The organism is Micromonospora sp. NBC_01412 (genome assembly GCF_045040215.1).
Lineage (GTDB): Bacteria > Actinomycetota > Actinomycetes > Mycobacteriales > Micromonosporaceae > Micromonospora > Micromonospora rubida.
On the sequence record NZ_CP109528.1, the window covers coordinates 4,668,456 to 4,691,092 of the forward strand.

22 protein-coding genes and 1 pseudogene are annotated in these 22,637 nt (G+C 73.4%); 20 read left to right on the forward strand and 3 right to left on the reverse strand.

Annotated elements, in window-relative coordinates; translation table 11 throughout:
• Positions 1 to 4 precede the first annotated feature (4 nt).
• From OG617_RS21375 to OG617_RS21405, 7 genes are all read left to right on the forward strand, one after another.
• Positions 5 to 868, forward strand: a complete 864-nt coding sequence (locus OG617_RS21375) for an aminoglycoside phosphotransferase family protein (protein ID WP_328822349.1) — start codon at positions 5 to 7, stop codon at positions 866 to 868.
• A gap of 362 nt (positions 869 to 1,230) precedes the next feature.
• Positions 1,231 to 2,643, forward strand: coding sequence for an ammonium transporter (locus OG617_RS21380; RefSeq protein WP_396675791.1), 1,413 nt, complete (start codon positions 1,231 to 1,233; stop codon positions 2,641 to 2,643).
• Between the two features lie 25 nt (positions 2,644 to 2,668).
• Positions 2,669 to 3,007 carry a P-II family nitrogen regulator gene (locus OG617_RS21385; RefSeq protein ID WP_174537509.1) on the forward strand — a complete coding sequence of 113 codons (339 nt, stop codon included), beginning with the start codon at positions 2,669 to 2,671 and terminating at the stop codon, positions 3,005 to 3,007.
• 15 nt (positions 3,008 to 3,022) lie between these two features.
• Positions 3,023 to 5,473 (forward strand): [protein-PII] uridylyltransferase, encoded by a 2,451-nt coding sequence (locus OG617_RS21390; protein ID WP_405094809.1) that lies wholly within the window; start codon positions 3,023 to 3,025, stop codon positions 5,471 to 5,473.
• 241 nt (positions 5,474 to 5,714) lie between these two features.
• The gene (gene ffh / locus OG617_RS21395) at positions 5,715 to 7,262 is read left to right on the forward strand and encodes a signal recognition particle protein (protein ID WP_405094810.1); all 1,548 of its coding nucleotides are present in this window, start codon (positions 5,715 to 5,717) and stop codon (positions 7,260 to 7,262) included.
• 68 nt (positions 7,263 to 7,330) lie between these two features.
• Positions 7,331 to 7,909: a Uma2 family endonuclease gene (locus OG617_RS21400; RefSeq protein WP_405094811.1), complete on the forward strand. Its 579-nt coding sequence runs from the start codon at positions 7,331 to 7,333 to the stop codon at positions 7,907 to 7,909.
• Positions 7,910 to 7,927: 18 nt separating this feature from the next.
• Positions 7,928 to 9,007: an amidohydrolase family protein gene (locus OG617_RS21405; protein ID WP_405094812.1), complete on the forward strand. Its 1,080-nt coding sequence runs from the start codon at positions 7,928 to 7,930 to the stop codon at positions 9,005 to 9,007.
• A gap of 73 nt (positions 9,008 to 9,080) precedes the next feature.
• On the opposite strand, the gene OG617_RS21410 is transcribed toward OG617_RS21405, so the two are convergent.
• The gene (locus tag OG617_RS21410) at positions 9,081 to 9,770 is read right to left on the reverse strand and encodes a TetR family transcriptional regulator (protein ID WP_405094813.1); all 690 of its coding nucleotides are present in this window, start codon (positions 9,768 to 9,770) and stop codon (positions 9,081 to 9,083) included.
• Between the two features lie 185 nt (positions 9,771 to 9,955).
• Between OG617_RS21410 and proS the strand changes: the two genes are divergently transcribed.
• The 13 genes and pseudogenes from proS (at position 9,956) to OG617_RS21475 (ending at position 20,046) form a co-directional block, all read left to right on the forward strand.
• Complete coding sequence (proS, locus tag OG617_RS21415; protein WP_405094814.1) at positions 9,956 to 11,362, forward strand: proline--tRNA ligase; 1,407 nt, start codon at positions 9,956 to 9,958, stop codon at positions 11,360 to 11,362.
• A gap of 125 nt (positions 11,363 to 11,487) precedes the next feature.
• The gene (locus tag OG617_RS21420; RefSeq protein ID WP_405094815.1) at positions 11,488 to 12,135 is read left to right on the forward strand and encodes a DUF402 domain-containing protein; all 648 of its coding nucleotides are present in this window, start codon (positions 11,488 to 11,490) and stop codon (positions 12,133 to 12,135) included.
• Between the two features lie 272 nt (positions 12,136 to 12,407).
• The gene (rpsP, locus tag OG617_RS21425; protein ID WP_405094816.1) at positions 12,408 to 12,878 is read left to right on the forward strand and encodes a 30S ribosomal protein S16; all 471 of its coding nucleotides are present in this window, start codon (positions 12,408 to 12,410) and stop codon (positions 12,876 to 12,878) included.
• Position 12,879: 1 nt separating this feature from the next.
• Entirely contained in the window at positions 12,880 to 13,113 is a 234-nt protein-coding gene (locus tag OG617_RS21430; protein ID WP_161687908.1) for an RNA-binding protein, read from the forward strand.
• Entirely contained in the window at positions 13,113 to 13,670 is a 558-nt protein-coding gene (rimM, locus tag OG617_RS21435) for a ribosome maturation factor RimM (RefSeq protein ID WP_405094817.1), read from the forward strand. The genes OG617_RS21430 and rimM overlap by 1 nt, the downstream gene beginning before the upstream one ends.
• Before the next feature lie 19 nt (positions 13,671 to 13,689).
• Positions 13,690 to 14,628 (forward strand): tRNA (guanosine(37)-N1)-methyltransferase TrmD, encoded by a 939-nt coding sequence (gene trmD, locus OG617_RS21440; protein WP_405094818.1) that lies wholly within the window; start codon positions 13,690 to 13,692, stop codon positions 14,626 to 14,628.
• Between the two features lie 141 nt (positions 14,629 to 14,769).
• Positions 14,770 to 15,126 carry a 50S ribosomal protein L19 gene (gene rplS / locus OG617_RS21445; RefSeq protein WP_161687914.1) on the forward strand — a complete coding sequence of 119 codons (357 nt, stop codon included), beginning with the start codon at positions 14,770 to 14,772 and terminating at the stop codon, positions 15,124 to 15,126.
• Positions 15,127 to 15,321: 195 nt separating this feature from the next.
• A pseudogene (lepB, locus tag OG617_RS21450) lies at positions 15,322 to 16,190 on the forward strand (signal peptidase I).
• 9 nt (positions 16,191 to 16,199) lie between these two features.
• A complete protein-coding gene (lepB, locus tag OG617_RS21455; protein ID WP_396675773.1) occupies positions 16,200 to 16,835 on the forward strand; it encodes a signal peptidase I in 636 nt (211 codons plus the stop codon).
• Between the two features lie 61 nt (positions 16,836 to 16,896).
• On the forward strand, positions 16,897 to 17,421 hold the full coding sequence (locus OG617_RS21460) for an NUDIX hydrolase (protein WP_405094819.1): 525 nt from the start codon (positions 16,897 to 16,899) through the stop codon (positions 17,419 to 17,421).
• The gene (locus OG617_RS21465) at positions 17,415 to 18,227 is read left to right on the forward strand and encodes a ribonuclease HII (RefSeq protein WP_405094820.1); all 813 of its coding nucleotides are present in this window, start codon (positions 17,415 to 17,417) and stop codon (positions 18,225 to 18,227) included. Before OG617_RS21460 ends, OG617_RS21465 begins: the two co-directional genes overlap by 7 nt.
• Positions 18,224 to 18,547 carry a DUF2469 domain-containing protein gene (locus OG617_RS21470; protein ID WP_007075222.1) on the forward strand — a complete coding sequence of 108 codons (324 nt, stop codon included), beginning with the start codon at positions 18,224 to 18,226 and terminating at the stop codon, positions 18,545 to 18,547. Before OG617_RS21465 ends, OG617_RS21470 begins: the two co-directional genes overlap by 4 nt.
• A 908-nt stretch (positions 18,548 to 19,455) precedes the next feature.
• Positions 19,456 to 20,046 (forward strand): murein hydrolase activator EnvC family protein, encoded by a 591-nt coding sequence (locus tag OG617_RS21475; RefSeq protein WP_405103865.1) that lies wholly within the window; start codon positions 19,456 to 19,458, stop codon positions 20,044 to 20,046.
• 100 nt (positions 20,047 to 20,146) lie between these two features.
• Here the strand turns inward: OG617_RS21475 and OG617_RS21480 are convergent, their stop codons facing one another.
• On the reverse strand, positions 20,147 to 21,328 hold the full coding sequence (locus tag OG617_RS21480) for an aminotransferase class V-fold PLP-dependent enzyme (RefSeq protein ID WP_405094821.1): 1,182 nt from the start codon (positions 21,326 to 21,328) through the stop codon (positions 20,147 to 20,149).
• 169 nt (positions 21,329 to 21,497) lie between these two features.
• Positions 21,498 to 22,550 (reverse strand): tyrosine recombinase XerC, encoded by a 1,053-nt coding sequence (locus tag OG617_RS21485; protein ID WP_405094822.1) that lies wholly within the window; start codon positions 22,548 to 22,550, stop codon positions 21,498 to 21,500.
• Positions 22,551 to 22,637 lie beyond the last annotated feature (87 nt).

Genomic DNA, 22,637 nt, shown 5'->3' on the forward strand with positions numbered 1-22,637 from the left:
CGCAGTGACCAGTGACGATCGCGCCCATGCCGGATGGCGCGAGGACCGCCACCCGGCGCCGGGCCTCGGGAGACCGTACGTGACTTCGCAGGAGATCCCGCTGCACGGCGGGAACGTGAGCACCGTGGTCCGGGTGGGCGACACCGTCCGGCGCAACGCCGGGCCGTGGACCCCGTCCGTGCATGCCCTGCTGCGCCACCTGGAGTACGTCGGGTTCACCGGCGCCCCCCGGGCGCTCGGGATGGACGAGCGCAACCGCGAGGTGCTGTCGTACCTGGAGGGGGAGTGCGGGGAGTACCCGCTGGCCCCGCACTGGGTCACCGACGAGGCGCTGGTCACGGTCGCCACCATGCTGCGGATGTTCCACGACGCCCAGTACGGCTTCGCCCCGCCGCCCGGCGCGGTGTGGCGCTCCTTCGGGCCGCCGCCGCCGGACACCGAGGTGATCTGCCACCACGACGCCGCCCCGCACAACGTCATCTGGCGGCCGGACGGCACCCTCGGGCTGATCGACTTCGACCTCGCCTCGCCGGGCGCGCGGATCTACGACGTGGCGTACGCGGCTTGGACCTGGGTGCCGATCTTCTCCGACCGGGACTCGATCACGCTGGGCTGGAATCGCCCGGACCGGCCGCGCCGGCTGCGGCTGTTCGCCGACGCGTACGGGCTGATTCCGCGCGACCGGCACCGGCTGATCCGGACCATCCGTAAGCGTGTCGTCGACCACGTCGAGGGCATCCGCCGGATGGCCGCCGCGGGCGAGCCGGCGTTCGTCCGGATCGTGCACAAGGGTCACCTCCGGCGCCCCATGCGCGACCTGCGCCTGCTCGACTACGAACGCCACGCCCTGGAATACGCCCTCCGCTAAACCCACCCACCCCACTCCACCCCACCTGCGCGTCGCCCCGTCCGCGCCCGCGCGCCCCCACGCCCGCCCCACACCCCCACCCGCCCCGTCTGCGCGCGCATTTTCACGGAAAGAGTGGTCATTCCGGCGGGGATGGCCACTCTTTCCGTGAAAGAGGGGGTGGGGGAGGGGAGGGGGTGGGCGGCACACGGTGGTGAGGCGGTGAGGGGTTCTTCACACGTATGAAACACAGCGTCACGGGTTGGAAATCGACGGGTGACGGTGAAGGAAACAGGAGGCGACCAAGCTTCCGCGCATCCGGCGTACGGGCGACGCTGCCCCGGAAGCCGTGAAGGAGGGAACTTCACCTTTAGGAGGCCAGCGTGCCTGAAGCACCGACGATCGACGGCGCCAACACCGTTTGGCTGCTGGTTTCGACCGCGCTCGTCCTGCTCATGACGCCCGGGCTCGCGCTGTTCTATGGCGGGCTCAACCGGGCCAAGGGCGTGCTCAACATGATGATGATGAGCTTCTCCGCCATCGGGCTCATCTCTGTTCTGTGGTGGTTTTACGGCTTCAGCGTCGCCTTCGGGGCCGACGTGAACGGATTCTGGGGCGACCCGGGCGCGTACCTCGGCACCAAGACCTTCCTGGCCGAGACGGACCTGTGGGGCGCCACTGCGGAGAACCCCAGCGGCATCGGGGTCCCGCTGTACGTGTTCATGGCGTTCCAGATGGTCTTCGCGGTGATCACCGTCGCGCTGATCAGCGGCGCCATCTCCGACCGGGCCAAGTTCGGTGGCTGGCTGCTGTTCGCCTTCGGCTGGGCGACGCTGGTCTACTTCCCGGTCGCGCACTGGGTGTGGGGCGGCGGCATCATCGGCGGCGACATCCACGCGCTGGACTTCGCCGGTGGCACGGCGGTGCACATCAACGCCGGCGCGGCGGCCCTGGCCGTGGCGCTGGTGCTCGGCAAGCGGCTCGGCTGGCCCCGCGAGGGCATGAAGCCGCACAACATCCCGCTGGTCGCGCTCGGCGCCGGCCTGCTCTGGTTCGGCTGGTTCGGGTTCAACGCCGGCTCGGAGCTGACCGTCGACTCGGTCGCCGGGCTCGCGTTCATCAACACCCAGCTCGCCACCGCCGCGGCGGTGCTCGGCTGGCTCGCGGTGGAGTGGATCAAGGACAAGAGGCCGACCATGGTCGGCGCGTCCTCCGGTGCCGTCGCCGGCCTGGTCGCCATCACCCCGGCCTGTGGCTTCATCGCGCCCTGGGCCGCTGTCCTCCTCGGCATCGTCGCCGGCGTGGTCTGCGCGCTCGCCATCAGCCTGAAGTACAAGCTCGGCTACGACGACTCCCTCGACGTGGTCGGCGTGCACTTCGTCGGCGGCTGGATCGGGTCCCTGTGGCTCGGCCTGTTCGCCACCAACTCGGTCAACGCCGCGATCAGCGACGTGGTCGGTGCCTCCGACGGCCTGTTCTACGGCGGCGGCGTCACCCAGCTCGGCCGCCAGGCGATCGCCGGCCTGATCGTGACCGTCTGGTCGTTCGCGGTCGCCTGGGTGCTCGCCTTCGTGATCGAGAAGACCATCGGTTTCCGGGTCAAGCCCGAGGCCGAGGTCGAGGGCATCGACATCGCCGAGCACGCCGAGAGCGGCTACGACCTCTCCCCGGCCGGTGGCAGCGGCAGCGGCAGCGCGTTCGCGCTCGCCGGGATCGGGACGCCGGGCGGTACCGCCGGCACCAAGCCGGCCTCGGAGGAACCTGCCGAGCCGGTCAGCGAGAAGGTCGCCGGTTAACGTTCGTGGGATGGAGGGGTTGGACATGAAGCTGGTGACCGCAGTCATCAAGCCGTACCAGCTGGACGCGGTGAAGGAGGCTCTGCACGCCCTCGGGGTGGCCGGGCTGACCGTCAGTGAGGTCCAGGGGTACGGCCGGCAGAAGGGGCACACCGAGGTCTACCGGGGTGCCGAGTACACGGTCGAGTTCCTGCCCAAGATCCGGGTGGAGGTGCTCACCGACGAGATCGACGTCGACAAGATCGTCGACGCCATCGTCGGGGCCGCCCGGACCGGCAAGATCGGCGACGGCAAGGTGTGGGTGACGGGCGTCGAGGAAGTGGTCCGGGTCCGCACAGGCGAACGCGGCCTGGACGCCCTCTAGGCCGGAGTGCGGAAGATGACCTCGTTGATCAAGAGGAATGCGTCGGAAAGTGCCGGCGACGGTGACGCAAACCTCTTGATCAACGAGGTCGTTGGCGTTGTTGGAGGGGTGGGGGAGAGGGCTCGGAGGGTTCGGGCGGAGGCGTTCGAGCGGTGGTTGGGGGGACTGCTTTCGTGGCCGGGTGGGGTGGCGTTGGTTGCCGTGGGAGGGCTTGGGCGGCGGGAGTGTGCGCCGTACGGGGACCTTGACCTGGTGTTGCTGCATGCCGGGGTGGGCGGGATGGACGAGCTGGCCCCGAAGGTCTGGTACCCGATCTGGGATGCCGGGCTGCGGCTGGACCACTCGGTACGTACGGTCGCCGAGGCGCTCTCGGTGGCCCAGGACGACGTCAAGGTCGCCCTCGGCCTGCTCGACGCCCGGTTCGTCGCCGGGGATCGGGAACTGGCCGACACGCTGGTCCGGACCGCCACCGACCACTGGCGGCGCACCGCCGTCCGTCAGCTCCCGGGCCTGCGGGAGATCACCACCGCCCGCTGGCAGGCCCACGGCGAGCTGGCCTTTCTGCTGGAGGGCGACCTCAAGGAGGCCGCCGGCGGGCTGCGCGACGTGGGCATCCTGCGGGCCATCGCCACCGCCGGCATCACCGACGCGCTGCGCCCCGCCGTCCGGGCCGCCCACCTGCGACTGCTGGACACCCGCGACGCCCTGCACGAGCAGGCCGGCCGCCGGGTCGACCGGCTGGTCGCCCAGGAACGCGACGGGGTCGCCGCCCGGCTCGGACTACGACAGCTCCAGCCTGACGCCGCGCAGTGGCCTGAAGCCGTCGTGGGGCAGTTCCAGCCTGACGCCGGGCAGGGGCCGGGGGCCGTCGTGGGGCAGTTCCAGCCCGATCCCGGGCAGGGGCCGGGGGCCTTCGTGCGCGACGGCGACGCGCTGCTGCGCCGGGTCGCCGGGGACGCCCGCACCGTCAGCCACGCTCTCGACGACGCCTGGCGGGCCGCCGACCGGCTGCGCTCCGGCCGCCGCCGGGGCGTCGACTCCCGGCCGGTGCGTCGCCCGGTCGCTCGGGACGTCGTCGAGCACGACGGTGAGCTGGTGCTGGCCCGTACCGCCATCGGCGCCCGCCCCGACCCGAGCCTGTCGCTGCGGATGGCCGCGGCGGCGGCCACCACTCGGCTGCCAATCGCCCGGGCCACCTGCGAGTGGCTGGCCGCGTACTGCCCACCGCTGCCGTCGCCGTGGCCCGCCGAGGCGCGCGCCGCGCTGATCACCCTGCTCGGGGCCGGTCCCGGCCTGGTGCCCGCCTGGGAGACCTGCGACCGGTACGGGCTGATCGACGGCTGGCTGCCCGAGTGGCCCCGGTTGCGCAGCCTGCCCCAGCACAACCCGGTGCACCGGTACACCCTCGACCGGCACCTCGTGCAGACCGCGTACGAGGCCGGCCGGCACACCCGCGAGGTGGACCGGCCGGACCTGCTGCTGCTCGGCGCGTTCCTGCACGACATCGGCAAGGGGCTGCCGGGCGTAGGTGTCGCCGGGCATGAGCCCGCCGGCACCTTCGCAGACCACAGCATCATCGGCGCGCCGCTGGCCGAGGCGGTGGCAGCCCGGATCGGCCTGCCCGGGCCCGAGGTGGCGCTGATCGGCACGCTGGTCCGGCTGCACCTGCTCCTGCCCGACGTGGCCACCCGCCGCGACCTGTCCGACCCGGTGACCATCGCCCGGGTCGCCGAGCAGGTCGGCGACCCGACCACGCTGGACCTGCTGCACGCCCTGGTCCGCGCCGACGCGGCGGCCACCGGCCCGGCCGCCTGGTCGGACTGGAAGGGCCGCCTCGTCGCCGAGCTGGTCACCCGGGTCCGCACGGCGCTGGACACCGGCGTGCTGCCCGCCCCGCCCGCCCCGGACCCGGCGCTGGTCGCCGGGCCACTGCCGGTCGTACACCTGACCGGAGACCGGGTGGCGGTGGCCGCGGCGGACCGGCGGGGCCTGCTCGCGACGGTGGCCGGCTGCCTGGCCCTGCACCGGCTGGAGGTGCTCGCCGCGGACGCCGCCACGGTCGACGGCCGGGCCCTGGTCGAGTGCCGGGTGCAACCCCGGTACGGCCTGCCGCCCGACCCGATCGCGCTCGGCGGCGACCTGCGCCGGGCGGTCGCCGGGGACGTCTCGGTCACCCAGCGGCTGCGCGGCCGGGCCCTCGCGGCGCGCGGCTGCGGGGCGGCGCCCCGGGTGGTCTGGCACCGGGAGGCGGCAACCGACGCGGTGCTGCTGGAGCTGCGTGCCGCCGACGCGGCCGGGCTGCTGTACCGGGTGACCTGCGCCCTCGACGAGGCCGGCGCCCAGGTCCGCGCGGCCCGGATCTCCACCCTCGGCGGCGACGTGGTGGATGCCTTCTACCTGGTCGGCGGCTGGCCCTCCGACGACGAGCGGGCCCGCCTGGAGGCCGCCGTCCTGGCCGCCGTGTGAGGGGCCGTCCTGGCCGGTGCGTGAAGGGCCGTCCTGGCCGCCGGGTGAAGGGCCGTCCTGGCCGCCGGGTGAGGCGGGAACAGCCGTCCCCGCCCTGGGGCCCGCCCCCCGCCGCCGCGATCCCGCTGCTCGACGGCGGGGCCGAAGCGCGGGCGCGGGCGGCGGGCTACCCTAGCCATGGCCGGACACCTGAGCCCGGCCGCGTTGTGCCAGCCGGAACACTGACAAACGGGATGTTCGCGTGTTTGACACCTTGAGTGACCGCCTCTCCGGGATCTTCACCAAGCTCCGTGGCAAGGGTCGGCTCACCGACGCCGACATCGACGCCACCGCGCGCGAGATCCGCATGGCGCTGCTGGAGGCAGACGTCGCCCTGCCGGTGGTCAAGGGCTTCATCGCGAACGTCAAGGAGCGGGCGCGCGGCGCGGAGGTCTCTCAGGCGCTGAACCCGGCGCAGATGATCGTCAAGATCGTCAACGAGGAGCTGATCAAGGTCCTCGGCGGCGAGGGGCGGCGGCTCCAGTTCGCCAAGCAGTCGCCGACGGTGATCATGCTCGCCGGCCTCCAGGGTTCCGGCAAGACCACCCTGGCCGGCAAGCTCGCCCGCTGGCTCAAGGCCCAGGGCCACCAGCCGCTGCTGGTCGCCGCCGACCTCCAGCGCCCCAACGCCGTCGGGCAGCTCCAGGTGCTCGGTGGCCGCGCAGGCGTCGAGGTGTACGCCCCGGAGCCCGGCAACGGCACCGGCGACCCGGTGGAGGTCGCGCGCGCCTCGATCGAGCACGCGAAGCGGGCCGCCCGGGACATCGTCATCGTCGACACCGCCGGCCGGCTCGGCATCGACGCCGAGATGATGCGCCAGGCCGCCGACATCCGCGACGCGGTCAACCCGGACGAGGTAATCTTCGTCATCGACGCGATGGTCGGCCAGGACGCCGTACGCACCGCCGAGGCGTTCCGCGACGGCGTCGGCATCACCGGCGTCGTGCTTTCCAAGCTCGACGGCGACGCCCGGGGCGGCGCCGCGCTCTCGGTCCGCGAGGTGACCGGGCAGCCGATCCTGTTCGCCTCCACCGGCGAGAAGCTGGAGGACTTCGATGTCTTCCACCCCGACCGGATGGCCAGCCGGATCCTCGGCATGGGCGACGTCCTCACTCTGATCGAGCAGGCCGAGCAGGCCTTCGACTCCGATCAGAAGGAGAAGATGACCGCCAAGCTGATGGGCGGCGAGCAGTTCACCCTGGATGACTTCCTCGACCAGCTCATCGCGGTCCGCCGGATGGGCCCGATCGCCAACGTGCTGGCCATGATGCCCGGCATGGGGCAGATGAAGGACCAGCTCGCCGAGCTGGACGACAAGCACTTCGACCGGGTCACCGCGATCATCCGGTCGATGACCCCGGGCGAGCGCACCAACCCGAAGATCATCAACGGTTCCCGTCGGGCCCGGATCGCGGGCGGCTCGGGCGTCACGGTGATGGACGTCAACCAGCTGCTCAACCGCTTCGCCGACGCGCAGAAGATGATGAAGCAGATGGGCGGCATGATGGGCCTGCCCGGCGGTGGCCGGCGCAAGGCGACCAAGTCGCCGAAGAACAAGCGCAAGGGCACCAAGGGCGGCAACCGGCCGCGCACCGGGGCGGGCGCCGGGATGCCGGGCGGCATGCCGCAGCTCCCGCCGGGCCTGGACCCGAACGACCTGGCCGGTGGGCAGGGCCTCCCGCCCGGCTTCAAGCTTCCGAAGATCGACTTCAACAAGCTCGGCAAGGGCGGCGACAACCACCCCCGCTGACGCGTGTCGGTGACGGTGGGCGACGCTGTCAGTGCTTAAGGTGATGTCGCCCCCTGGAAGGAGATGTCATGACCGCAGCGCCGATCCTGCCCGAGCGGCATGAGTGGACGGTCGACGACCTCGGCGACCTGCCGAAGGACCTTCCGTACGAACTGATCGACGGAAGGTTGATCGTGCCGTCGCCCACTCTGCTGCACCAGGACATGTGCGTCGAGTTGTTGCTCGCGCTTCGGATGAACTGCCCGACGGAATACCAGGTCGGGATCGACCTGTCGATGCGGGTCGACCGCCGTAACGAGCCCCGGCCGGACGTCGTCGCGGTCCGCCGGGGCAACGCCGACCGCAGCCCGCTGCCGGTCGAGGAGGCGCTGCTCGCGGTGGAGGTCGTCTCGCCGACCTCCACCTTCCGCGACATGTACGACAAGGCGAAGGTCTACGCGCACGCCGGGGTGCGGTCCTACTGGGTGCTGGACCCGCTCCAGGAGCGCGTCACGCTGACCGAGTACGTGCTCGGCGCCGGCCGCGAGTACGAGCAGGTCGCCCACACCGAGGACCTGTTCGTCACCGAGCGCCCCTGGAAGGTCTCCGTCGACCTGCCGGCGCTCACCACCCGCCGGAACGGCCTGCTCGCCAGCGACGGGGAGTGATCGGGTAGGACTGTGCGCATGGCTCTGCATGTGCGTGGTGTGCTGCTCCCCGACGACGAGGCCCGGGATCTCTGGCTGGTCGGCGACCGGGTCACCTTCGACCCGGTGCCCGGGGCGGAGACGGTCGTCGACGGCGGCTTCATCCTGCCCGGGCTGACCGACGCCCACTGTCACCTCGGCATCGCCCGGGGCGGCGCCCCGATCACCTCCCTCGACCAGGCCCGCGCGCTGGCCCGCGCCGACCGGGACGCCGGGGTCCTCGCCATCCGGGACGCCGGCTCGCCGTACCCGTACCCGGAACTCGACGACGACCCGGAGCTGCCGCGACTGGCCCGCGCGGGCCGGCACGTCGCCCCGCCAAAGCGCTACCTGCGCGACATCGGCGTGGAGGTCGACGCGGCGGAGGTGGCCACCGCCGTCGCCGCCCAGGCCGCCGCCGGCAACGGCTGGGTCAAGCTGGTCGGCGACTGGATCGACCGGGGGGTCGGCGACCTCGCCCCCGCCTGGGACGCCGACACGATGACCGCCGCCGTGGCCGCCGCGCACGCCGTCGGGGCGCGGGCGGCGGTGCACACCTTCTCCGAGTCCGCTGTCGAGATCATGGTGCGGGCCGGGGTGGACTCGGTCGAGCACGGCACCGGGCTCAGCCTCGACCTGATCGACCTGATGGCCCGGCAGGGCACCGCCCTCGTCCCCACGATGATCAACATCGCGACGTTCGGCGGGATCGCCGAGCAGGCCCGCTCGAAGTTCCCCGGGTACGCCGACCACATGCTCGCCCTGCGCGACCGGTTCCCCGAGGTGGTCCGGTCCGCGTACGAGGCGGGGGTGCCCATCTACGTCGGCACCGACGCGGGCGGCGGCATCGACCACGGACTGGCCGCCGAGGAGATGCTGCTCCTGCACGAGCAGGCCGGCATGTCGGCGGTGGACGTCCTGGCAGCCGCCTCCTGGAAGGCGCGGGAGTGGCTGGGCTTCCCGGGCCTGGTCGAGGGCGGCCTGGCGGACCTCACCGTCTACCCGGAGGACCCTCGCCGGAACCTCTCCGTGGTCCGAACCCCCACCCGCATCATCCTCCGCGGCCACCCCCTCCACTGACCCCACCCACCCCCGCCCCCCTGCCCCACCCCCACCCCCACCCCCGTCGCCGTCCCCGTCCCCGCCCCGGTGATCAAGAGGTTTGTGTCGGCTTTTCGGGGTTGGCCGACGCAAATCTCTTGATCAACTCGTGTGGCGGGGGTGGGGGACGGCGGGGGAGGGGAGAGGTGGGGTGGGGTGGGGTGGGGAAGAGGGTGAGGGTTAGGTCGGTTAGGGACTGGGCGGTTCGGTCGACTGGGGAGCGGGGGAGCACGATGTGGCTGACCACCAGGCGGACGATGGTGTCGGCGGCGAACGCCAGGGCGGCCGGGTCGGCCGTCGGGAGGCGGACGGTGGCCCAGTCCACCAGCGCTCCGGCCGCCTCGGTGAGCACCAGCTCGGCGCGGGTGGTCAGGTACGGCAGCAACTCGTCCGAACCGCCCCGGGCGCTGGTCAGGATCGCCTTGAGCAGCGGGTTGTCCGCCGCGGTGGCGAGGGTGTGTGAGATCGCCGCGTACGCCCCGGCCCGGACGTCGTCGCCGTGCGCGTCCAGGTTGGCCCGCACGTCGGTGACGAACCGGTCCACCTCGCGCCGGGCGAGGGCCTCGGCCAGCCCCGCCTTGCTGCCGAACTCGTTGTAGACGGTCTGCCGGCTCACCCCGGCCCCGCTGGCCACCTCGCCCATCCGAACGCCGTCCCAGCCGCCGGCCACGGTCTGCGCCCGGGCGGCGTCGACGATGCTGTCCCTCAGTCGCTGCCGGGCGGCGTCCCTGAACTCACCCATAATGGTCGAAGTCTACGGCCGGGGCGGCCCGGCCCGCCGCCACGGGCGACCCGATGACGGCCGCTCGGCGGGTGGCCTGGGAGTGGCACGTCGCGCCCGATGACGGCCGCTCGGCGGGTGGCCTGGGAGCGGTACGTCGCGCCCGATGACGGCCGCTCGGTGGGGGACGCATAGGATATGCGGTCATGGCACGCGTGCTCACTCCCCGAGCGGAGGACTTTCCCCGCTGGTACCAGGACCTGATCGCCAAGGCGAAGCTGGCAGACAACGGCCCGGTCCGGGGGACCATGGTCATTCGACCGGCCGGCTACGCCATCTGGGAGCGGATGCAGGCCGAGATGGACGCTCGGATCAAGGCGGCCGGCGCGGAGAACGCGTACTTCCCGCTGTTCATCCCCGAGAGCTACCTCAAGCGCGAGGCCGAGCACGTCGAGGGCTTCTCGCCGGAGCTGGCGGTGGTCACCCACGGCGGCGGCAAGCAGCTCGCCGAGCCGGTGGTGGTGCGCCCCACCAGCGAGACGGTGATCGGCGAGTTCATGGCCAAGTGGATCGACTCGTACCGGGACCTGCCGTTGCTGCTCAACCAGTGGGCGAACGTGGTCCGCTGGGAGCTGCGCCCCCGGATCTTCCTGCGCACCAGCGAGTTCCTCTGGCAGGAGGGGCACACCGCCCACGCGACCCGTTCCGACGCCCAGGCGTACGCCCGGAAGATCCTGCACGAGGCGTACGAGGACCTGATGGTCAACGTGCTCGCCATCCCCGTGGTGGTGGGCCTGAAGACCACCCGTGAGCGCTTCGCCGGGGCCACCGCCACGTTCACGTGCGAGGGCATGATGGGCGACGGGAAGGCCCTCCAGCTCGGCACCAGCCACGAGCTGGGGCAAAACTTCGCCAAGGCGTTCGACATCAGCTACTCCTCCGCCGAGGGCGGCCGGGAGCATGCCTGGACGACCTCCTGGGGCACCTCGACGCGGATGCTGGGCGGGCTGATCATGGCCCACGGCGACGACAACGGGCTGCGGGTGCCGCCGAGGCTGGCGCCGGTCCAGGCGTACGTGATGGTGGTCAAGGCCGGCGAGGGCGTCGGCGAGGCGGCGGCCAAGCTGCTCGACGCGCTGCGCGACGCCGGGGTCCGGGTCGCGCTCGACGACCGCACCGACACCCCGTTCGGCCGCCGGGCCGTCGACGCCGAGCTGCGCGGCTATCCGGTACGCGTCGAGGTCGGCCCCCGCGACCTGGCCGCCGGCAACGCGGTCGTGGTCCGTCGTACGGACGGCTCGAAGTCGCCCACCCCGGTGGCCGACGTGGTCGGCGCGGTGCTGGCCGCGCTGGAGGCCGACCAGCGGGTGCTGCACGACCAGGCTCTCGCGCACCGCCAGTCCCGCACCGTCGAGGTTGCCACGCTCGCCGAGGCGATCGAGGCCGCGGCCACCGGCTGGGCCCGGGTGCCGTGGTCGGCGGTCGGCGTGGCCGGCGAGGCCGAGGCGAACGGCCAGGGCGTCACCGTGCGCTGCCTGCTGCGCGCCGACGGTTCGGTGCCGGACTCCGAGGACGAGCCCGACCTGGTCGCCATCCTGGCCCGCGCCTACTGACCCACCGCCTGCGAGGGGCGGCCGGCACCCCCGGCCGCCCCTCGACGCGTTCCCGGCCACCGAAGCCCGGGTGTCGGAACACCGGCGCACCGCCGCCCGGCCGGGCCCCGGTAGGGTCGGTGCCCATGACGTTTGCGCCAGGCCGGTTGATCATGCATCGCAACGTGCGACACGGCCGGATCGGTTGGGTCCGGGCGGGCCGGGTGGTCAGCGACGACGAGCGCGGGCTGCTCATCTTCGTCGCCCGTGACTCGCCCGTGGCCCACGAGGTCACCGAGGCCGGCCTCGGGATGCGGGCGATGCCGTTCACCGAGTGGGTCACCTCGTCGTACCGGCTGGCGTCCGGGCGGTGGAACGGGCCGTCGGTGCTCAAGTTCCTGCCCGTGGACGCGGCCCACTCGGTCTGGTGGTTCTCCGACGCCGACGGGCGCTTCGCCAACTGGTACGTCAACCTGGAGGAGCCGGGCGTCCGCTGGGACGACGGCGACGTGGCCGGGGTGGACATGGTCGACCAGGACCTCGACGTGGTGATCCGGCCGGACCACAGCTGGGAGTGGAAGGACGAGGAGGAGTTCGCCGAGCGGCTGGCCTTCCCCGACGACTACTGGGTGGCCGACGAGGCGGCGGTGCGCGCCGAAGGGCTGCGGGTGATCGCCCGCGCCGAGGCCGGCGAGTTCCCGTTCGACGGGACCTGGTGCGACTTCACCCCGCCGCCCGGGTGGGAGGTGCCGGAGAAGCTGCCGGACGGCTGGGATCGTCCGCCGGCCCGCTGAGCGCCGCCGCGACTGCCCGAAAAGCCGGACAAAGGGCGCGGAGGGGCGTCATCCGGCGGCCGGGCGAGTGACCTGGCCCGCCGGTGTGAAGGATCCCGGCCCGGTCTGGCAGAATAGGTCGCTGGTATCCGGCACGCGTTCGGCGCCCTCTAACCCGGGCGCGTCGCCAGTCCACCGAGCAGTCTCCGGCTCAAACCCCACTGTGCCGGTCGGCGCTCACCCGTGCACCGCCCGTGTTGGGTCGGTGAGATCGCAACAGGAGCGAAACAACTGTGGCCGTAAAGATCCGGCTCCTGCGGATGGGCAAGATCCGCAACCCGCAGTACCGCATCGTCATCGCCGACTCGCGCACCAAGCGTGACGGTCGCGCGATCGAGTTCGTCGGCGTGTACCAGCCGAAGGAGCACCCTTCGGTGATCGAGGTCAAGTCGGAGCGGGTCCAGTACTGGCTGTCCGTCGGCGCGCAGCCGAGCGAGGCCGTGCAGCGTCTGCTTGAGCTGACCGGGGACTGGCAGAAGTTCAAGGGCCTGCCGGCCCCGCCGCCGCTGCTGGTCGCCGCCGAGCGCGTCGACCGCAAGGTGGCGTACGAGGCCGAGGCGAAGGCCGCCGCCGGCCTGACCGAGGCCCCGGCGAAGCCGGCCAAGAAGGCCGCCAAGGCTGAGGCGCCGAAGGTCGAGGCACCGAAGGCTGAGGCACCGAAGGCTGATGAGCAGCCCGCCGCGAACGCTGGCGAGCAGGCCTGACATGGAACTGCGTCCGGCGCTCGAGCACCTGGTCAAGGGCATCGTCGATCACCCGGACGACGTCCGGGTCCGGATGGCCGACTCCCGTCGGGGCAAGCGGCTGGAAATCCGCGTGCACCCGGAGGACCTTGGCACGGTGATCGGGCGGTCCGGCCGGACCGCCAAGGCGCTGCGCCAGGTGATCGGCTCCATCGGTGGGCGTGGCGTGCGCGTCGACATCGTCGACTCGTACTGATGCGGCTCATCGTCGGCAGGATCGGTAAGCCGCACGGCCTCCGCGGTGAGGTCACCGTGGAGGTGCGCACCGATGAGCCCGAGGCACGCTTCGCGCCCGGCTCGGTACTCAGTACCGAGCCGGGCGCGGCGCCCCCGGCCAACCCCGCCCCCGGCCCCGGCGTGCCGTTCCGGGTCCCGGCCGAGCTGACCGTGGAGTCCGCCCGCTGGCACCAGGGGCGGATGCTGGTCGTGTTCGAGGGCATCCTCGAACGCGACGTCGCCGAGGCGCTGCGCGGCACCCTGCTCGGGGTGGACAGCGCCGGCGTCGCACCGCCGGAGGATCCGGAGGAGTTCCACGACCACCAGCTCGTCGGCCTCGCCGTGGTCACCCCGGGCGGCGAGCACCTCGGCGAGGTGGCCCGGATCGACCACGCACCCGCGTCCGACCTGTTGGTGCTGCGCCGCCCCGAGGGGCGGACCGCGCTCATCCCGTTCGTCAAGGCGATCGTCCTTGAGGTGGATGTCGCCGGCGGACGTGTCGTCGCCGACCCGCCCGCCGGTCTGTTCGATCTCTAGACCGCTGGAGCACCCGCGCATGCGCGTCGACGTCGTGTCGATCTTCCCCGAGTACTTCACGCCGCTGGACCTCTCCCTGGTCGGCAGGGCCCGGGCCAACGGCGTGCTGCGGCTGGCCGTACACGACCTGCGGAGCTGGACCCACGACGTGCACCGCACCGTCGACGACACCCCCTACGGCGGCGGACCCGGCATGGTGATGCGGCCCGAGCCGTGGGGGGACGCGCTCGACGCCCTCGCCCCGGCGGAGCTGACCCCCGGCGGGCTGAGCCCTGACGGGCTGGCCCCCGACGGGCTGGCCCCTGACGGGCTGGCCCCTGACGGGCTGGCCCCTGACGGGCTGGCCCCTGACGGGCTGGCCCCTGACGGGCTGGCCCCCGACGGGCTGGCCCCCGACGGGCTGGCCCCCGACGGGCTGGCCCTGCCCCGGCTGCTGGTTCCCTCCCCGGCCGGGGAGCCGTTCACCCAGGCCATGGCGCACGAGTTGGCCGGCGAGTCGCACCTGCTGTTCGCCTGCGGCCGGTACGAGGGCATCGACCAGCGCGTGCTCGACCACGCCGCCACCCGGATGCGGGTGACCGAGGTGTCGCTCGGCGACTACGTGCTCTTCGGCGGCGAGGTGGCGGTGCTGGTGATCCTGGAGGCGGTCACCCGGCTGCTGCCCGGGGTGCTCGGCAACGCCGGGTCGCTGGACGAGGAGTCGCACGCCCACGGGCTGCTGGAGGCGCCGATGTACACCAAGCCGGCGGCCTGGCGGGGGCACGAGGTGCCGGAGGTGCTCCGCTCCGGCGACCACGGTCGGATCGCCCGCTGGCGGCGCGACGAGGCGCTGGCGCGCACCGCGACCCGCCGGCCCGACATGTTCGCCGCGCTCGACCCGGCGAGCCTGGACAAGCGGGACAGAGCGGCCCTGGACCGGGCCGGATTTCAGGCGCCGCCGGGACATGTGGCAAAGTAGGGGGGTTGCCGCAACCGTCCGCGCCGTGGACAGCTGCGAGGATTCCCGACCGGGGCCGCCCGTCGGTCGCCACCCGGGGATCAGAATCACCCATCCGCGCACCGATTGACGGTGCGCCGTGAGCCTCACGAGGACACAGCGATGAATATCCTGGACGCCCTTGACGCCCAGTCGAAGCGGGTCGACATTCCCCAGTTCCGCGCCGGTGACACCGTCAAGGTGCACGCGCGGGTCGTCGAGGGCAACCGGTCCCGTGTCCAGATCTTCCAGGGCGTCGTCATCCGCCGCCAGGGTGACGGCCTGCGCGAGACCTTCTCGGTCCGCAAGGTCAGCTTCGGCGTGGGTGTCGAGCGGACCTACCCGGTGAACAGCCCGGGGATCGACCGGATCGAGATCGTGACCCGCGGTGCCGTCCGTCGCGCCAAGCTCTACTACCTGCGCGAGCTGCGGGGCAAGAAGGCCAAGATCAAGGAGCGCCGCGAGAAGCAGTCGAGCTGACTGCTCGCTAGCCACGCCGCCTGAGCTGCGCGGATGTCGTACGGGTCAGCCCCGGTTACGCTGTTCGCACGGGCGCGGCGGGCATCGGCGCGTCGCGGCGGCAGCCGCGGCCACAGATCGTCCCACTACCGCCCGTGGGGCCTCGACGAGGCTCCCGGGCGGTAGTGGCATTTCTGCGGACCGGGGAGTGGCCAGGTGCGGACGCTTGACGAGGACGGCGCCGTCGACCCCTGGCGCCGGCGCCCCCGGCGCATCCGCCGGCAGATGCCGCTCTGGCAGGAGCTGCCCCTGCTGCTGATCGTCGCCTTCTGCCTGGCGGTGCTGATCCGCACCTTCCTGCTCCAGGCGTTCTTCATCCCCTCCGGGTCGATGGAGGACACCCTGCTCATCGGCGACCGGGTGCTCGTCAACAAGGTCGTCTACGACGTGCGGGACCCGCTGCGCGGCGAGGTGGTGGTCTTCCGGGGCACCGACGGGTGGGTCGCCCAGCAGGTCCCGGAGCCCGAGCCCGGGATCGCCGGGAAGTTCGCCCGCACGATCGGCGGTCTGGTCGGGGTCGGCCGTCCCGGCGAGAAGGACTTCATCAAGCGGGTCATCGGCCTCCCCGGCGACCGGGTGAAGTGCTGCGACGCCCAGGGCCGGGTCACCGTCAACGACATCCCGCTCGACGAGCCGTACGTGATCCGGAACTCCCCGCTGGACCTGCCGCCGAACCCCCGTGAGTGCCGGTCGCGGCGCTTCGCCGAGGTGGTGGTCCCGCCCGGCCAGATCTTCGTGATGGGCGACCACCGGCTGGTCTCCCAGGACGCCCGCTGCCAGGGCCCGGTGCCGATCGACAACGTCATCGGGCGGGCGTTCGTCGTGGTCTGGCCGTCCTCCCGGTGGGCGTCGCTGTCGGTGCCGGAGACCTTCGCCGGGGTCACCAGGCCCGTCACCGCTGCCGGCGACTCCCCGGCCCCGGTACGCCCCACCGGATCGGGCGGTGTGCTGCTGCTCCTCCCGGTCTCGGCCACGGTGTCCGTCCTCGCGCGTTCCGGGCGGTCCGCGTGGTCGCGGCGACGTAGGCTCCACCCGTGATTGACGAGCAGACCGACAAGAAGAGCGGCTCCTTCTGGAAGGAGCTACCCATCCTCCTGGGCGTGGCGATCCTGGTCGCGGTGCTGGTGCGGGCCTTCGTGCTGCAGACCTTCTACATCCCGTCGCCGTCCATGGAGAACACCCTCCAGATCAACGATCGGGTGCTGGTCAACAAGCTGGTGTACGACTTCCGGGCACCGCACCGGGGCGAGGTGATCGTCTTCAAGGCGCCCACCGAGTGGAGCGGCAACCCCGACGGCGAGGACTTCATCAAGCGGGTGATCGGCGTCGGTGGCGACCATGTGGTCTGCTGCGACCCGCAGGAGCGATTGGTGATCAACGGCAAGTCGCTAGACGAGCCGTACATCTACTCGGCGAACGGACAGCAGGACAAGCCGGCCGACCAGGAGTTCGACATCACCGTCCCGAAGGGGCGGCTGTGGGTGATGGGCGATCACCGTTCGGCCTCCGGCGACTCGCTGGAGCACTGGCAGCAGTCCGGCCAGAACATCCAGAGCGCCACCATCCCCGAGGACCAGGTGGTCGGCCGCGCCTTCACCGTCTTCTGGCCGGTCAGCCGGGCCACCTGGCTCACCGTCCCGAAGTCGTTCGACGCCATCCCCAACCCCTGATCCGCCCGTCGACCCCCGGGTGGGCGTGGGCGATGCGGGCCGGGTCTGGCAGGCTGGGAAGGTGACGGTCTACACCCCTCGACGCGCGGCGCGCGTGCTGCTTGTCGACGCCGCCGACCGGGTGCTGCTCTTCGCTGGTTGCGACCCGGCGCGACCCGAGCACCGGTACTGGCTCACCCCCGGCGGCGGCCTGGAGCCGGGTGAGTCCCCGGCGGCCGGTGCCGCCCGGGAGTTGGCCGAGGAGACCGGCCTGCGGCTCGCCCCGGCCGAGCTCGGCGAGCCGGTGTGGCGGGAGACGGTCCGGTTCCCCTTCGACGGCGTGCAATACCGGCAGGAGCAGGAGTTCTTCCTGTTCCGGGTGCCGTCCTGGGAGGTGGACACCGCCGGCTTCGACGCCGTCGAGCGGGCCAGCGTCTCCGGGCACCGCTGGTGGCCGGCCGACGAACTGGCCGCCACCACCGAGCGGTACTACCCGCCCGACCTGCCGGCCCTGCTGCGCCGGGTGCTGGCCGCACGGCCCGACGCGCCGACCCCGCCCGCCGGGGCCGCCGGGGTCGTCCCCACGGCCGACGGTACGCCGTGCTGACCCCGCCGCGCACCGTGGTGCGCCGGGAGGCCGGGCTGTACGCGTTGGAGCGCGCCCTGCAACGCCGCGGCTTCCGGCACGTGGCGGGCGCCGACGAGGCCGGCCGGGGCGCCTGCGCCGGCCCGCTGGTCGCGGCGGCGGCGGTGCTGCCCGAGGGGCGGCGCGGCGAGATCGACGGGCTGGCCGACTCCAAGCTGCTCACCCCGGCCAGCCGGGAGCGCATCTACGGGCAGGTGGTCACCCGCGCCCTGGCGTACGCGGTGGTGGTGATCCCGGCCGACGAGGTGGACGCCCGAGGCCTGCACGTGTGCAACCTCGCCGCGATGCGCCGGGCGCTGGCGTCGCTGGACACCCGCCCGGACTACGTGCTGACCGACGGCTTCGGCGTTGACGGGCTGGACGTGCCGGGGCTGGCGGTCTGGAAGGGCGACCGGGTGGCCGCCTGCGTGGCGGCGGCGAGCGTGCTGGCCAAGGTCACCCGGGACCGGATCATGGTCGAGCTGGACGGGACGTTCCCCGACTACGGCTTCGCCGAGCACAAGGGCTACATCACGGCGGAGCACACCGCCGCCCTTCGGGAGCACGGACCGTGCCGGGAACACCGCTTCTCGTACGTGAATGTGGCCGCCGTGTCCGGCCTGGACGGGCGGCCACCCAGGTCCCGTCGACCGGTGGGTGCGCGCCCGGACGAGCCGATGGAGCGCTTCGGCGCGTCAGGAGGTACCGTCGGCGTGGCGTTGGGCGAGCAGCCCCGACCTCCCGCGCCGGTGGGGGAAGATGTGGTCATGGAAGGCGGAGTGCGATGAGCGCGGAAGATCTCGAGAAGTACGAGACCGAGATGGAGCTCCAGCTCTACCGGGAGTACCGCGACATCGTCCGCCAGTTCTCCTACGTCGTGGAGACGGAGCGCCGCTTCTACCTGGCCAACCAGGTGGACCTGCACGTGCGTAACTCCGATGGCGAGGTCTACTTCGAGGTCGAGATGCACGACGCCTGGGTGTGGGACATGTACCGTCCCGCCCGGTTCGTCAAGAACGTCCGGGTGATGACGTTCAAGGACGTCAACGTCGAGGAGCTGGAGAAGCCCGACATCTCCCTGCCGGCCGACTCCGGCTTCGGCGGCTGACGGCCCCTCCGGCAGCCCACCCACGTCGACCGGGCGGGCGCCTGCCGCGCGTCCCCACCGTCCGGCCCCGCCGCACTCCGTCGACACCGCGTCGGCCCGAGCCCGACGGCACCGCGCTCGCGGCGGTCCCGGTCGACTCCGCCGATCCCGGCCCCTGTTACGGGTCCCTGTTCCCGGTCCCCGTTCCGGCCTGATCTGGCTGGTCTGACGCCCACTCGACTGGCCTGACGCTCACTCGGCTGGTCTGACGCCCACTCGACTGGCCTGTCGCCCACTCGACTGGCCTGACGCTCACTCGGCTGGTCTGACGCCCACTCCGCCGGTCGCCACGCTCACTCTCCGCCGGTCGGCGCGGCCGGCGCCGCCGCGCCCAGGGCGCCCCACCGTCGGTGGTCACCTCCACCGAGTTCATCGGCGCGTCCCGGGCCACGCCCGACCGTCCACCGTGCACCGCCCTGGCCACAGCACCCGGGCGCAGGGCATGCGGTTCGGGAGTCCAGCCGGCCGGACCAGGGCGCTGGGCTCTGGTTCGTCCGCCGGGTCGACGTCGTCCACAATGGTCGTCATGCGCTCTCTGGTCTGGCCGGCGGTGCTGGCCCGGCGGCGGGCCGGGGCGCCGGCCGCGACGCCCCGGGCTGCGTGGGGCCGGGCCCGACCGGCCGGGCCATAGCAGATCATCGGTCCGGACGGGGGCTGTCCACAGCCCGTCCGGCCGTCCACAGGCGAGCGACCTACGGTGGCGCGCGTCCCGGGATTCCGGCACGCTGCCGGGCATGTGGACGAGGATCGGGGCCGGTGGCCCAGGATGGGGCGGGGCCGGTGCCGGCGGGCGGCGGGCCCGGGGCGGGGCCGCCCGACGGCCGGCGCGACCGGCCACGGCGGTGCTGTCCGCAGCGGCGCTCTGCGCGATGGCCATCGCCGTCGGGGCCGGTCCCGTGGCTCCGCCGCAATCCGATGCTGCCGGTGTGGTGATCGTGTCCGCCGTGCGCCCTGGCCCTGTCCCGCCTGGCGCTGTCCCGCCCGGGCCGTCCGGTGCCGGGTCGGCGGCAGCGCCCGACGCAGCGGCCCGGGCGCAGCCTCCCGCGCCGGACGCGAGGTTCCGGTGGCCGCTCGACGGCGTCCCGCGACCGACCCGCCGCTTCGTGCCGCCCCCGCAGCCGTGGCTGCCCGGCCACCGGGGCGTCGACCTGGTCGCCGCGCCGGGCGCCGTGGTCCGGGCCGCTGGGCCAGGGGTGGTGCTGTTCGCCGGCCCGGTCGCGGGTCGTCCCGTGGTCACGGTCGGGCATGACGCGGGGCTGCGGACCACGTACGAGCCGGTGCGGCCGGGCGTCCGCGCCGGGGACCGGGTGGCCGTTGGGGTGCCGCTGGGCCGGTTGCGGCCCGGGCACACGGGCTGCCCCGAGGCGGCCTGCCTGCACTGGGGGCTGCGCCGGGGAGAGGAGTACCTGGACCCGCTGGCCCTGCTCGGGCTCGGCCCCGTCCGGCTCCTGCCCACCTGACCGGCCCCGCCGCCATGGTGCCGCCTGCACACAGCCGCCATTGACCTGGGTGGGGCGGCGCGCGACGTGCTCGGCGCACGGTCGCCGGTGTGGTCGTCGGTCAGCGCCGGGCGAGCAGCGCCGGCAGTCGCGCGGCGAGCCGCTCGTACTCGTGGGGCGCGTTGTAGACCTGACCGCACAGCCGTAGCCAGCCACGGTCGTTCCAGGACATCACCGCCACCTCGGCGGACAGCTCCTCGGCGATCCGGCCCCGCAGGGCGAGGGCGTCGTCGGTCGTGGCGGCCAGCCCGGCCGGCAGCGGGAGGATCCGCATCGCCACCGTCGGCCCGCCCGGATCCGGCAGGTCGGCCGGCGCCACCCCCAGGGCGTCCCCCACCACCCGCTGCCCGTACGCGGCCAGCGCGGCGTTGTGCGCCCGCACCCGGTCGACGCCGAGGGTGCGCAGGGTCCAGACGCCGGCCGGCGCGGCCAGCCACGAGGTGTAGTCCAGGGTCGCCTGCCACTCGACGTTGCCCGGGAAGCCGGCCCCCTGCTCCCAGGAGACCACCAGGGGTTCCATCCGGTCCCGCCACGACGGGGCCACCACCAGCGCGGCGGTGCCGCGCGGGGCGTACCCCCACTTGTGCAGGTTGCCCACCCAGAAGTCCGCGCCGATGCCCCCGACCGGGGTCGGCAGCATGCCCGGCGCGTGGGCGGCGTCGACGAGCACCGGCACCTCGTGCTCGTGGGCGGCCCCGGCGATCGCCGCGGCCGGGAAGAGGCGGGCGGTGGCCGAGGTGAGCTGGTCGACGACGAGCAGCTTCGTCCGACCGGGCCGCAGCCCCGCCCGGACGAGCTGGACGACCTGCTCGTCCGTCGCGGTCAACGGCACGTGCAGGATGCGGTGGGTCGCCCCGGTGCGCCGACACTCGCGGTCGACGGAGAAGCGGACCGCGCCGTAGCCGTGGTCGGTGGTGAGCACCTCGTCGCCGGGGCGCAGGCCGAGCGACTGGAGCACCACGGCGACGCCGGTGGTGGCGTTGCCGACCAGCGCGGTGCCGTCGGGGTCGGCGCCGAGGAAGGCGGCCAGGTGCCGGCGGGTGTGGGCGATCCGGTCCACCAGGCTCGGCCCGAAGAAGCGCAGCGGGTTGGCCTCCATCTCGTCGCGCAGCCGCTGCTGGGCGCGCTGCACGCCGATCGGCACCGCGCCGAACGAGCCGTGGTTGAGGTGGCTCACCGCCGGGTCGAGGGAGAAGAGCAGCCGGGCGCCGGGGATGGGCTCGGGCGGCTGCGGCGCGCTCATCCCATGATCGTAGCCCGACATCCATCGACGGTGCCCTCCAACGACCACGCGACGGCGGCGGCCGGCTTCCCCGGCCGCGCACCGGTCGACCCATGCGGCGGTCGGTCCGAGGGGCCCATGGGCGCGGGGCAGGGCCGGCGCAGACGCGTGGGGTGCGGAACCACCCGGCTCAGGCGCGGGGGTGCGCCTGCCGGTACACGGCCCGCAGGCGCTCGACCGAGACGTGGGTGTAGATCTGCGTGCTGGCCAGCGACGAGTGGCCCAGCAGCTCCTGCACCGCCCGCAGGTCCGCGCCGCCCTCCAGCAGGTGGGTGGCGGCCGAGTGGCGCAGGCCGTGCGGGCTGGTCCGGGGCAGCCCCGCCGCCTCCGCGTACCCGGCGACGACCCGTCGGGCGATGGTCGGGTGGAGTCGGCCGCCCCGCGCCCCGAGCAGTAGGGCTCCGCCGGACTCCGGGCCGGCGAGGACGGGCCGCCCGGCCCGCAGCCACTCGTCGAGAGCCCGTTGCGCCGGCACCCCGTACGGCACGGACCGCTCCCGGGAGCCCTTGCCGAGCACCCGGACCACCCGGCGGGCGTCGTCCACATCGGCGGTGTCCAGGCCGCACACCTCACTGATCCGCGCCCCGGTCGCGTAGAGCAGCTCGAGCAGAACCCGGTCCCGCAGCACCACGGCCCGCGCCGCCTCCCCGTCGGCGGGAGCCGGCGGTGAGGCGTTGGAAGGGTCCGGCCCCGCCATGGACCGTTCGCCGCCAACCCCTTCCGCCCTCGCGGCAGGGGCCGGGGTCGTCGGGCGGGCGGCCGGGGCCTCGATCAGGGCGGTCACCTGGTCGGCGCGGAGCACGGTCGGCAGGTCCCGGTGGGCCCGAGGGCTCGCCAGCGGGGCGGCCACGTCGGTGGGCAGCAGGCCGGCGCGGTGGGCCCACGCGCTGAACGTGCGCGCCGAGGCGGCCCGCCGGGCCATCGTGGTCCGCGCGGCCCCGGTCGTCCGCTGCTTCGCCAGCCAGCTGCGCAGCACGCCGAGGTCGAGGTCGGCCACCCCGACGCAGCCCATCCGGGCGGCGTGGTCGAGCAGGGAGACCAGGTCGCCGACGTACGCCCGGACGGTGTGCGCCGAGCGGTTGCGCACCCGGGACAGGTGGTCGGCGAAGTCGTCCACCGCCTCCCGCAGTGCCACCGGAAGGGCCGCGTGCGTCTCCCTCGTGCCGCGCTCGGCGCGGTTCACCGGGCACCTTCCGGCCTGCCCGCCGCAGGCGACCAACCGGGCCGTGCCCCTCCGTCGCCTCGCACCAGCTCAGCTTACGAGCGCCCC

Bases quoted from the DNA above. Each gene is read 5' to 3' on its own strand.
- OG617_RS21405 (WP_405094812.1), top strand. From the start codon at position 7,928: ATGGCTCTGCATGTGCGTGGTGTGCTGCTCCCCGACGACGAGGCCCGG.
- proS (WP_405094814.1), top strand. From the start codon at position 9,956: ATGGCACGCGTGCTCACTCCCCGAGCGGAGGACTTTCCCCGCTGGTAC.
- OG617_RS21400 (WP_405094811.1), top strand. From the start codon at position 7,331: ATGACCGCAGCGCCGATCCTGCCCGAGCGGCATGAGTGGACGGTCGAC.
- OG617_RS21470 (WP_007075222.1), top strand. From the start codon at position 18,224: ATGAGCGCGGAAGATCTCGAGAAGTACGAGACCGAGATGGAGCTCCAG.
- OG617_RS21480 (WP_405094821.1), bottom strand. From the start codon at position 21,328: ATGAGCGCGCCGCAGCCGCCCGAGCCCATCCCCGGCGCCCGGCTGCTC.
- OG617_RS21420 (WP_405094815.1), top strand. From the start codon at position 11,488: ATGACGTTTGCGCCAGGCCGGTTGATCATGCATCGCAACGTGCGACAC.
- OG617_RS21390 (WP_405094809.1), top strand. From the start codon at position 3,023: ATGACCTCGTTGATCAAGAGGAATGCGTCGGAAAGTGCCGGCGACGGT.
- OG617_RS21385 (WP_174537509.1), top strand. From the start codon at position 2,669: ATGAAGCTGGTGACCGCAGTCATCAAGCCGTACCAGCTGGACGCGGTG.
- OG617_RS21430 (WP_161687908.1), top strand. From the start codon at position 12,880: ATGGAACTGCGTCCGGCGCTCGAGCACCTGGTCAAGGGCATCGTCGAT.
- OG617_RS21410 (WP_405094813.1), bottom strand. From the start codon at position 9,770: ATGGGTGAGTTCAGGGACGCCGCCCGGCAGCGACTGAGGGACAGCATC.
- rplS (WP_161687914.1), top strand. From the start codon at position 14,770: ATGAATATCCTGGACGCCCTTGACGCCCAGTCGAAGCGGGTCGACATT.
- rimM (WP_405094817.1), top strand. From the start codon at position 13,113: ATGCGGCTCATCGTCGGCAGGATCGGTAAGCCGCACGGCCTCCGCGGT.
- trmD (WP_405094818.1), top strand. From the start codon at position 13,690: ATGCGCGTCGACGTCGTGTCGATCTTCCCCGAGTACTTCACGCCGCTG.
- OG617_RS21475 (WP_405103865.1), top strand. From the start codon at position 19,456: ATGGCCATCGCCGTCGGGGCCGGTCCCGTGGCTCCGCCGCAATCCGAT.